The following is a 7,062-nucleotide window of genomic DNA, read 5'->3' on the forward strand; positions in this document are numbered from 1 at the left end:
ACATAGGTTTTGGACACTAGGCGCTCAAGCAGGCCTCTTATGAGCCACGCCCAAAGATCTACAAACGAAAGGACATGCGATGTGCAGGGACCGAACGCGGACGGTCATTGAGCAATTTCTCAAGTTCACCGAAGATCAAAACTTCGACGGCCATCGCGAGATATTGGCCGAAGATTGCGTATTTACCTACCCATACGCGGCAGAGAACGCGCCAAGCGAAATTGCGGGACGAGAGAAGATCGTCGAACAGGCTTTGATTGGTGGGTGGCAAACACGCCAATCGATGAAAGTGCTGGAGATGAATTACGCCGCGCTCGAGGACCCAGAATGGGCGCTGATCCAATGGCGCAACACATCCGTCACCAATGACGACAGGCCCTATGACCAAACCTTTGTGAACGTGATCCGGGTGGTCGACGGTAAGATCATAGAGTTCATCGAGTATTACGATCCGCTCGTCGAGCTTGCGGCGGGCAATCCTCGTGCTCGGACGACCGGTTCGGAACAGCCCCGCGAAGGCGTGACGTCAAGCCAAGGACAACGTGCATGATCCAAAGCCATCTCGAACTGAATTGCAGGATAAACGGTGTTGCTGTGGTTCACACCATTGATGCGCGGACCACCTTGCTTGATCTGCTGCGCGATCACCTTAATCTGACTGGAACCAAGAAGGGTTGCAATCATGGTCAATGCGGGGCGTGCACAGTTCACGTGAACGGCCGGCGGACGTTGTCGTGTCTTACGCTTGCTGGCTTGTGCCAAGGGGCGGAGATCACGACCATAGAAGGCCTCGCCGCCAGCGAAGACGAACTGCATCCGGTGCAGGCTGCCTTCATCAAACATGATGGGTTCCAATGCGGTTACTGCACCTCTGGCCAAATTATGTCTGCCGTCACAATGATTGACGAGCCTTGGGACCGCGACGACGATGCAGTGAGAGAGGCGATGAGCGGCAACATTTGCCGCTGTGGCGCTTATCCGAATATCGTTTCGGCGGTGCAGGACGCCCGTCATTCGATGGGGGATGATCATGCGTGAGTTCGAAATCTTGCGCGCCTCCACCCCATCGGATGTCTTCGCGACGCTGTCTCGGGTGCCCGATGCGAAACTCATTGCGGGCGGCACAAACCTCGTGGATCTGATGAAATTGGGTGTAGAGCAGCCTGCAACCTTGGTCGATATCAACGGGCTGGGAGAGCTCAATGAAATCGTCCTACGCGATGACGGAAGCCTGCATCTGGGGGCGCTTGTAGGCAACAGTGATGTGGCATGGCACAAGGAGGTGCGTGCGCGTTTTCCAATGGTATCCGAGGCCATACTGGCCGGCGCGACCACTCAGCTGCGCAATATGGCAACGATCGGTGGCAACTTGCTGCAAAAGAACCGGTGTCCGTATTTTGCGGATCTTGATGCAGGCTGCAATAAGCGCGCGCCTGGCACGGGATGCGATGCGATTGAAGGCACAAGCCGGATGTGCGCGGTGCTCGGGGTCAGCGATGACTGCATTGCGGCGCACCCATCTGATCTGTGCGTTGCGCTGGCTGCTTTGGGCGCCGTGGTGCACGTATCCTCGGCAGATGGTGAGCGTCAGATCCCCTTTGCGGAGTTTCACCGTAGACCCGGTCAAACGCCCTGGATCGAAACAGATCTCGGGACTGCGGAACTGATTACTGCAGTCGAAATTCCCAATCTGAATTTTGCCCGGCGATCCATCTACAAGAAACTGCGCGACCGCACGAGCTATGCCTTTGCACTCGTATCGGTCGCGGCCGCCGTTGAGATGGACGCAGGTCGCATTGGCGATCTTCGGCTGGCACTTGGCGGCGTTGGTACGGTGCCATGGCGGGCGTCCGAGGCAGAAGATGCATTGCGTGGCACCAAACCAACCAAAGCCAACCTGACAGATGCGGCCCATGCCATCTTCGTCGATGCACAAGCACGCAAAGGCAACGCATTCAAGATCGAGCTGGCCCAACGTGCCATCGTGCGTGTTCTCACAGAGCTGACAAAGGACTGAACCATGCTGGAAGATACTCTGGGCCGTCCGGTCAATCGCGTTGATGGGCATCTGAAAATCACAGGCCGTGCAAAGTACGCAGCCGATCAACGACCGGACCGAGCCGCACTGCATGGGGTGCTGCTGAAAAGCAGTATTGCGTCAGGGCATATCTTATCTTTCGATTTGGCGGAGGCCGAGACCATGCAAGGGTTTGTTCGCTTTCTGAGCCATCTGGATGGCCCGTTGATCCAAGACATGAAGGCGAGAGATGTCGCCACTTTCTTTCCCGGTGAGACGCTAACCCCCTTTTTGAGTGACGAGGTGTATTTCGCTGGCCAGCACGTCGGCCTTGTTCTGGCAGAGACGCGGGAGGTCGCGGAAGCCGCAGCTTCAGCCATCACCGTATCGTACAAAGATGCGCCACCAAGCCTTTCGTTGAATGACGAGCGCGTGGCGTGGCAGCGGCCCGAACGATATAACACCGGGGAAGAGTTGCAGATGGTTCGGGGCGATGTCACGGCGGCGAAATCTGACGCAGCCTGGGTCATCGAACGACATTTCACAACACCTGCCGAAAGCCACAATCCCATTGAAACGAGCGCAACTATCGCCGATTGGGACGGCGAAACGCTGGTGCTTCATGATGCAACGCAAGGCAATTCGAATAGTGCGCGCTGCGCCGCTTACGCAATGGGCCTGCCCGATGACAAGGTGCGGGTCGTCAATCCCTTCGTCGGAGGCGGGTTTGGGTGCAAAGGCTTTGCCTGGCCGCATACGCTTGTCGCGGCTGCTGCAGCGCGGGTCGTGGATGCCCCGGTGTCGTTAGTCTTGTCTCGACGGGATATGTACACATCCTGTGGGCACCGCCCCACGACCGATCAGAAAATCACACTGGCCTCGGATCGTGATGGTCGGCTGCTAGCGACGCAACATCACACTCGGTCCTACCATTCGCCGGTTGGAGATCATGTCGAACCCTGCGGATTGACCACTGCGATGCTATACTCTTCGCCAAATCTTGAAGTGACGCATGAAATTGGCGCGCTCAACCTGCCTTCGGCCACGCCGATGCGCGGACCTGGCGAGGCCCCTGGCACTTTTGCGCTCGAAAGTGCGATGGACGAGTTGGCCGAAGCGCTTGACCTCGATCCGATCGAGATCAGACGGCGCAATCACACCGATATCGATCAGCGCAATGGGCGCAAATGGTCGTCGAAACACCTTTTGCGGTGCTACGATGAGGGCGCGGAAAAGTTCGGGTGGCAGGACCGCGTGAAAACACCTCGCGCGCGCCCGGAGAACCATGAATACGTTGGCTTCGGGATGGCCACCGCGTGCTATCCCGGATACCGAATGCCTGCCAGAGCACAGCTTACGGTTACCAAGACCGGGCGGGCAGAGATAAAAACCGGTGTTCAGGACATTGGAACCGGAGCCTATACGATCATTGCGCAAATGGTCGCGCAAGGCCTGGGCATAAGTGTTGAGCAGGTAGATGTCCGCCTTGGCGATACCGCGCTGCCTGAGGGACCGTTAGCTGGAGGATCCATGACAACGGCCAGCGTTGCGGCCGCTGTCGATGCAGTAATCGAAGCGTTGCGCACTGCACTTGTTTCATATGCCGGCGGTCCTGGTCCCTCCAACGCACCCCTGATGGATCAGTTCTTGGAGAGTGGGCAGGAGGACCTTACTGTCAACGGCGGGAGCGATGTGACACTGGGCTTCGCCGGTGGGCAGGAGACCGACAAAAGCTTCTACTCATTCGGCGCCATCTTCGTCGAAGCACGTGTTGATCGTGACTATGGGATTGTTCGCATTCCCAGGATGCTGGGTGCGTTCGATGCCGGACGGATACTAAATGCCAAAACGGCACGCAGCCAAATGATAGGGGGTATGACGTTCGGTATCGGCATGGCGCTGATGGAGGAGACGGAGTTTGGGTCCGACGGACGGATCCTGAACCCCAGCCTTGGCGAATACTATGTCCCCATCAATGCTGACGTCCATCAGATGGATGTCCATTTCATCGACGAGCCTGATTTCGCCTTCAACCCGATGGGCGCACGGGGCATCGGTGAACTGGGATGTGTTGGCGCAGCTGCCGCGATCGCAAACGCTGTCTACAATGCCTGTGGCGTCCGTATCCGCGATCTTCCCATCCGGTTGGACAAGATCATGGAAGGATTGGCGCGGTGACGATGCTGCGCGTTCGACCGCACACTTGGACGGGTTCACATCACCAGACTCCATCATTGACCAAAGAATATTTGGCGCGCCCGGCCCCCGTACGGCTTGGATGGATTTGGAAACGGGTGGCGAACTGAAATTGGAAGCCAATCAAACGGGCTAACTGGTTGTGCAAGCATACAGTCGCCGCCGGCGCACAGAGATCCTCGAACTGAAGTACGGCGCTCTGCGTTCATCCCGATACTAAGAAGTCCTGTTTCGTGGCAAGGGAAAGACCACTCACCGGAACGCCTAAACTAACCTGCCTTAAAGGCCGGTGCGAGATCAAACCGCAAGGACAAATATTCCATGAGCACTGCATCGAGAGCGATGGAACCGCATGCGTTTTCTCCGCTTCGCAATCGGCTCTTCGCCGCGTTGTTCATCGCAACCTCGGTCTCAAACCTCGGAACATGGATGCAAGATGTCGGTCGTGCCTGGTTGATGACCGAGCTGACACCAAGCGCAACTTTGGTTGCGCTGGTGCAAGGTGCGGCGATGGCAGCGATGGTTTTGCTGGTGCTCCCTGCAGGTGTGGTTGCGGATCTGTACGACCGTCGGCGCATATTGCTACTGTCGCAGCTTTGGATGCTGGTTGTTTCGGCAATTCTGGGGATCACCACCATCCTCGGCATCGTCACCCCCTCCGCCCTCCTCGCGCTCACCTTTGCACTTGCGGCTGGCGCATCTTTCTCAATGCCGGCTTTCCAGGCGATGATTGCGGACATCGTAGGCGAGGACGACCTTACCCAGGCGCTGGTTCTCAACGGCGTATCGGTCAATCTCGCGCGGGCTGTCGGTCCCGCGGTCGGAGGCTTACTTGTGGCGGCACTTGGCTCCGGCGCAGTTTTTTTGCTCAATGCCGCCAGCTTTGCTGGTGTCATTGCAGTGCTCATTTTTTATCGCAGAGAACCTAATAGTTCGAATTGGACAGCACCCGACACAGCGCAACTTGGTCGCGAACGCGCAATCGATGCGCTACGCGCGGGGCTGCGATACGCCGGGAACGCACCGAATTTCCGCAGTCTTCTTGGTCGGATCGCCATCTTCTCGCTTCCTGCCGGGGCGCTTTGGTCACTATTGCCGCTTATTGCGCGCCGTGATCCAAACGCTGGTCCCGAGACCTACGGGCTGCTGCTCGCGGCGATCGGTGCGGGTTCCGTGCTGACCGGGTTAGGACTGCCTTATCTTCGCAAAATGTTGAGTGACAATCAGATCGTCACGTTTGCCGGGATCGTGCTTGGTGCGTCGCTCGCCATCACGGCCTTCGCATCGTTCATTGCCGTTCCTGCCATGTTGCTTGCGGGAACAGGGTGGATGGCAGCCATGGCCCTCATGATGGCAGGTGTTCAAGTTGCCGTACCCGGTTGGGTGCGTGGGCGTGCAACAGCTCTTTTCTTGATGATCTTTGCATTCGGCATGACTGTCGGAAGTGTTCTCTGGGGCATGCTGGCGGATCGGTTCGATGTCACAGTTGCGCTTGCACTAGCGTGCGCTGTGCTGGTGCTCGGATCGGCATATTCGGCCGCCTGGCCCATGCCCAAGGCCAAGGACCCAAGCGCGACTGCCGTCACAGCTGCGTGGCCCGCGCCCAAACTGAAGGATGATATCGCTCCATCTGATGGCCCGATCTTTGTGACCGTAGAGTATCGTGTTCGGCCGGAGAAAACCGAAGATTTCAAACGTCTCATGTGCCGGATCGCCAGAACGCGCCGCGCCAGCGGCACCTTATCCTGGAATCTTTTTGAGCACGGAAATGAGCCGGGTCATTTCGTTGAAACCAATCTTGTTGCAACGTGGGATGACCATCTGCGTCAACGCAAACGCCAGACAAAAGAGTCTATCAACCTCGAACAGGACCTGAGATCTACGCTGCAAACCGATACTGAACCACAAGTGACGCATTGGCTTGGGTCCGACAGGCAATTACGCACCGCTGAAAAAGATTCCGAACAGCTCATTACCGGTCAGGCTACAATTCAGGCGCTAACCTAGAGAGAGTTATCCTAATCCTCTCTCAGCTAAGTGAGACCAAGTTAGCCTTTGGCGATTATACTCATGTCCAATGTCAGCTTTGCCGGGCTTACAGCCATTTGTGCATCGCGCAGTATTTGTTACTAGGCTTTTCGGACCTCGGATGCGGCGCAGCATCTACACTTCGACTGTGCTGCCGCTCCACGCGGACGGCCCATAGCATGCGTAATTGGGCTGACCCTGCACTGAGGTCGAGCTCCCGATAGGATCACAGGCAAACTGTGAACAAGGGAGAATTCGAATGGAATACTATGCTGGCTTGGATGTGTCGCTGCGATCCTGCGCGATTTGTGTTGTCGATGGCAAGGGAACGGTTCTGCATGAGCGTGACCTGCCGTGCGAGATCGAGGAGATCGCGGGGTATCTGACCGCGCTTCCTGTTCCGATCGAGCGCATCGGGTTCGAGTCCGGTACCTTGAGCCAGCATTTGTTCTTCGGATTGAAGGCCGAAGGGTTCGACGTCGTCTGCATGGAGGCGCGCCAGGTGAGTGCCGCGCTGTCCGCGATGCGCAACAAGACGGATCGCAACGATGCACGCGGCATTGCCCAAATCTTGCGGACGGGTTGGTTCAGCCCTGTTCACATGAAGAGCCGTGAGGCACATGGGGTTCGGGCTCTGCTAAGTACACGCAAGGCCTTGTTGAGCAAGACCATTGATCTGGCCAACGAAGTGCGCGGATTGCTGAAGATCTTCGGCATCCGTCTGCCCAAGACGGTGAAGCATGGCAGCTTCGATGGCGTCGTTCGACCGATGATCGAGATGGACGAGGTTCTGGCCCATGCCATGCTTCCGCTGCTCGATG

At 57.3% G+C, this 7,062-nt stretch carries 6 protein-coding genes; all 6 read left to right on the forward strand.

From position 1 onward, the window contains the following. The first annotated feature begins 79 nt into the window (after window positions 1-79). Window positions 80-550, forward strand: a complete 471-nt coding sequence (locus AADZ90_RS20640; RefSeq protein ID WP_367312419.1) for a nuclear transport factor 2 family protein — start codon at window positions 80-82, stop codon at window positions 548-550. Further along, window positions 547-1,038: a (2Fe-2S)-binding protein gene (locus AADZ90_RS20645; protein ID WP_367312418.1), complete on the forward strand. Its 492-nt coding sequence runs from the start codon at window positions 547-549 to the stop codon at window positions 1,036-1,038. The genes AADZ90_RS20640 and AADZ90_RS20645 overlap by 4 nt, the downstream gene beginning before the upstream one ends. Beyond that, window positions 1,031-2,017, forward strand: coding sequence for an FAD binding domain-containing protein (locus AADZ90_RS20650; RefSeq protein WP_367312417.1), 987 nt, complete (start codon window positions 1,031-1,033; stop codon window positions 2,015-2,017). The genes AADZ90_RS20645 and AADZ90_RS20650 overlap by 8 nt, the downstream gene beginning before the upstream one ends. A gap of 3 nt (window positions 2,018-2,020) precedes the next feature. Then, complete coding sequence (locus tag AADZ90_RS20655) at window positions 2,021-4,195, forward strand: xanthine dehydrogenase family protein molybdopterin-binding subunit (RefSeq protein ID WP_367312416.1); 2,175 nt, start codon at window positions 2,021-2,023, stop codon at window positions 4,193-4,195. 339 nt (window positions 4,196-4,534) lie between these two features. After that, a complete protein-coding gene (locus AADZ90_RS20660) occupies window positions 4,535-6,220 on the forward strand; it encodes an MFS transporter (RefSeq protein WP_367312415.1) in 1,686 nt (561 codons plus the stop codon). A 280-nt stretch (window positions 6,221-6,500) separates the two neighbouring features. Then, window positions 6,501-7,062 (forward strand): IS110 family transposase (locus tag AADZ90_RS20665; RefSeq protein WP_425474921.1); only part of this gene is annotated, 562 nt, incomplete at its 3' end.

This window comes from Aestuariibius violaceus (genome assembly GCF_040779325.2).
In the GTDB taxonomy this organism is placed as follows: domain Bacteria; phylum Pseudomonadota; class Alphaproteobacteria; order Rhodobacterales; family Rhodobacteraceae; genus Aestuariibius; species Aestuariibius violaceus.

Bases quoted from the DNA above. Each gene is read 5' to 3' on its own strand.
- AADZ90_RS20640 (WP_367312419.1), top strand. From the start codon at position 80: ATGTGCAGGGACCGAACGCGGACGGTCATTGAGCAATTTCTCAAGTTC.
- AADZ90_RS20645 (WP_367312418.1), top strand. From the start codon at position 547: ATGATCCAAAGCCATCTCGAACTGAATTGCAGGATAAACGGTGTTGCT.
- AADZ90_RS20650 (WP_367312417.1), top strand. From the start codon at position 1,031: ATGCGTGAGTTCGAAATCTTGCGCGCCTCCACCCCATCGGATGTCTTC.
- AADZ90_RS20655 (WP_367312416.1), top strand. From the start codon at position 2,021: ATGCTGGAAGATACTCTGGGCCGTCCGGTCAATCGCGTTGATGGGCAT.
- AADZ90_RS20660 (WP_367312415.1), top strand. From the start codon at position 4,535: ATGAGCACTGCATCGAGAGCGATGGAACCGCATGCGTTTTCTCCGCTT.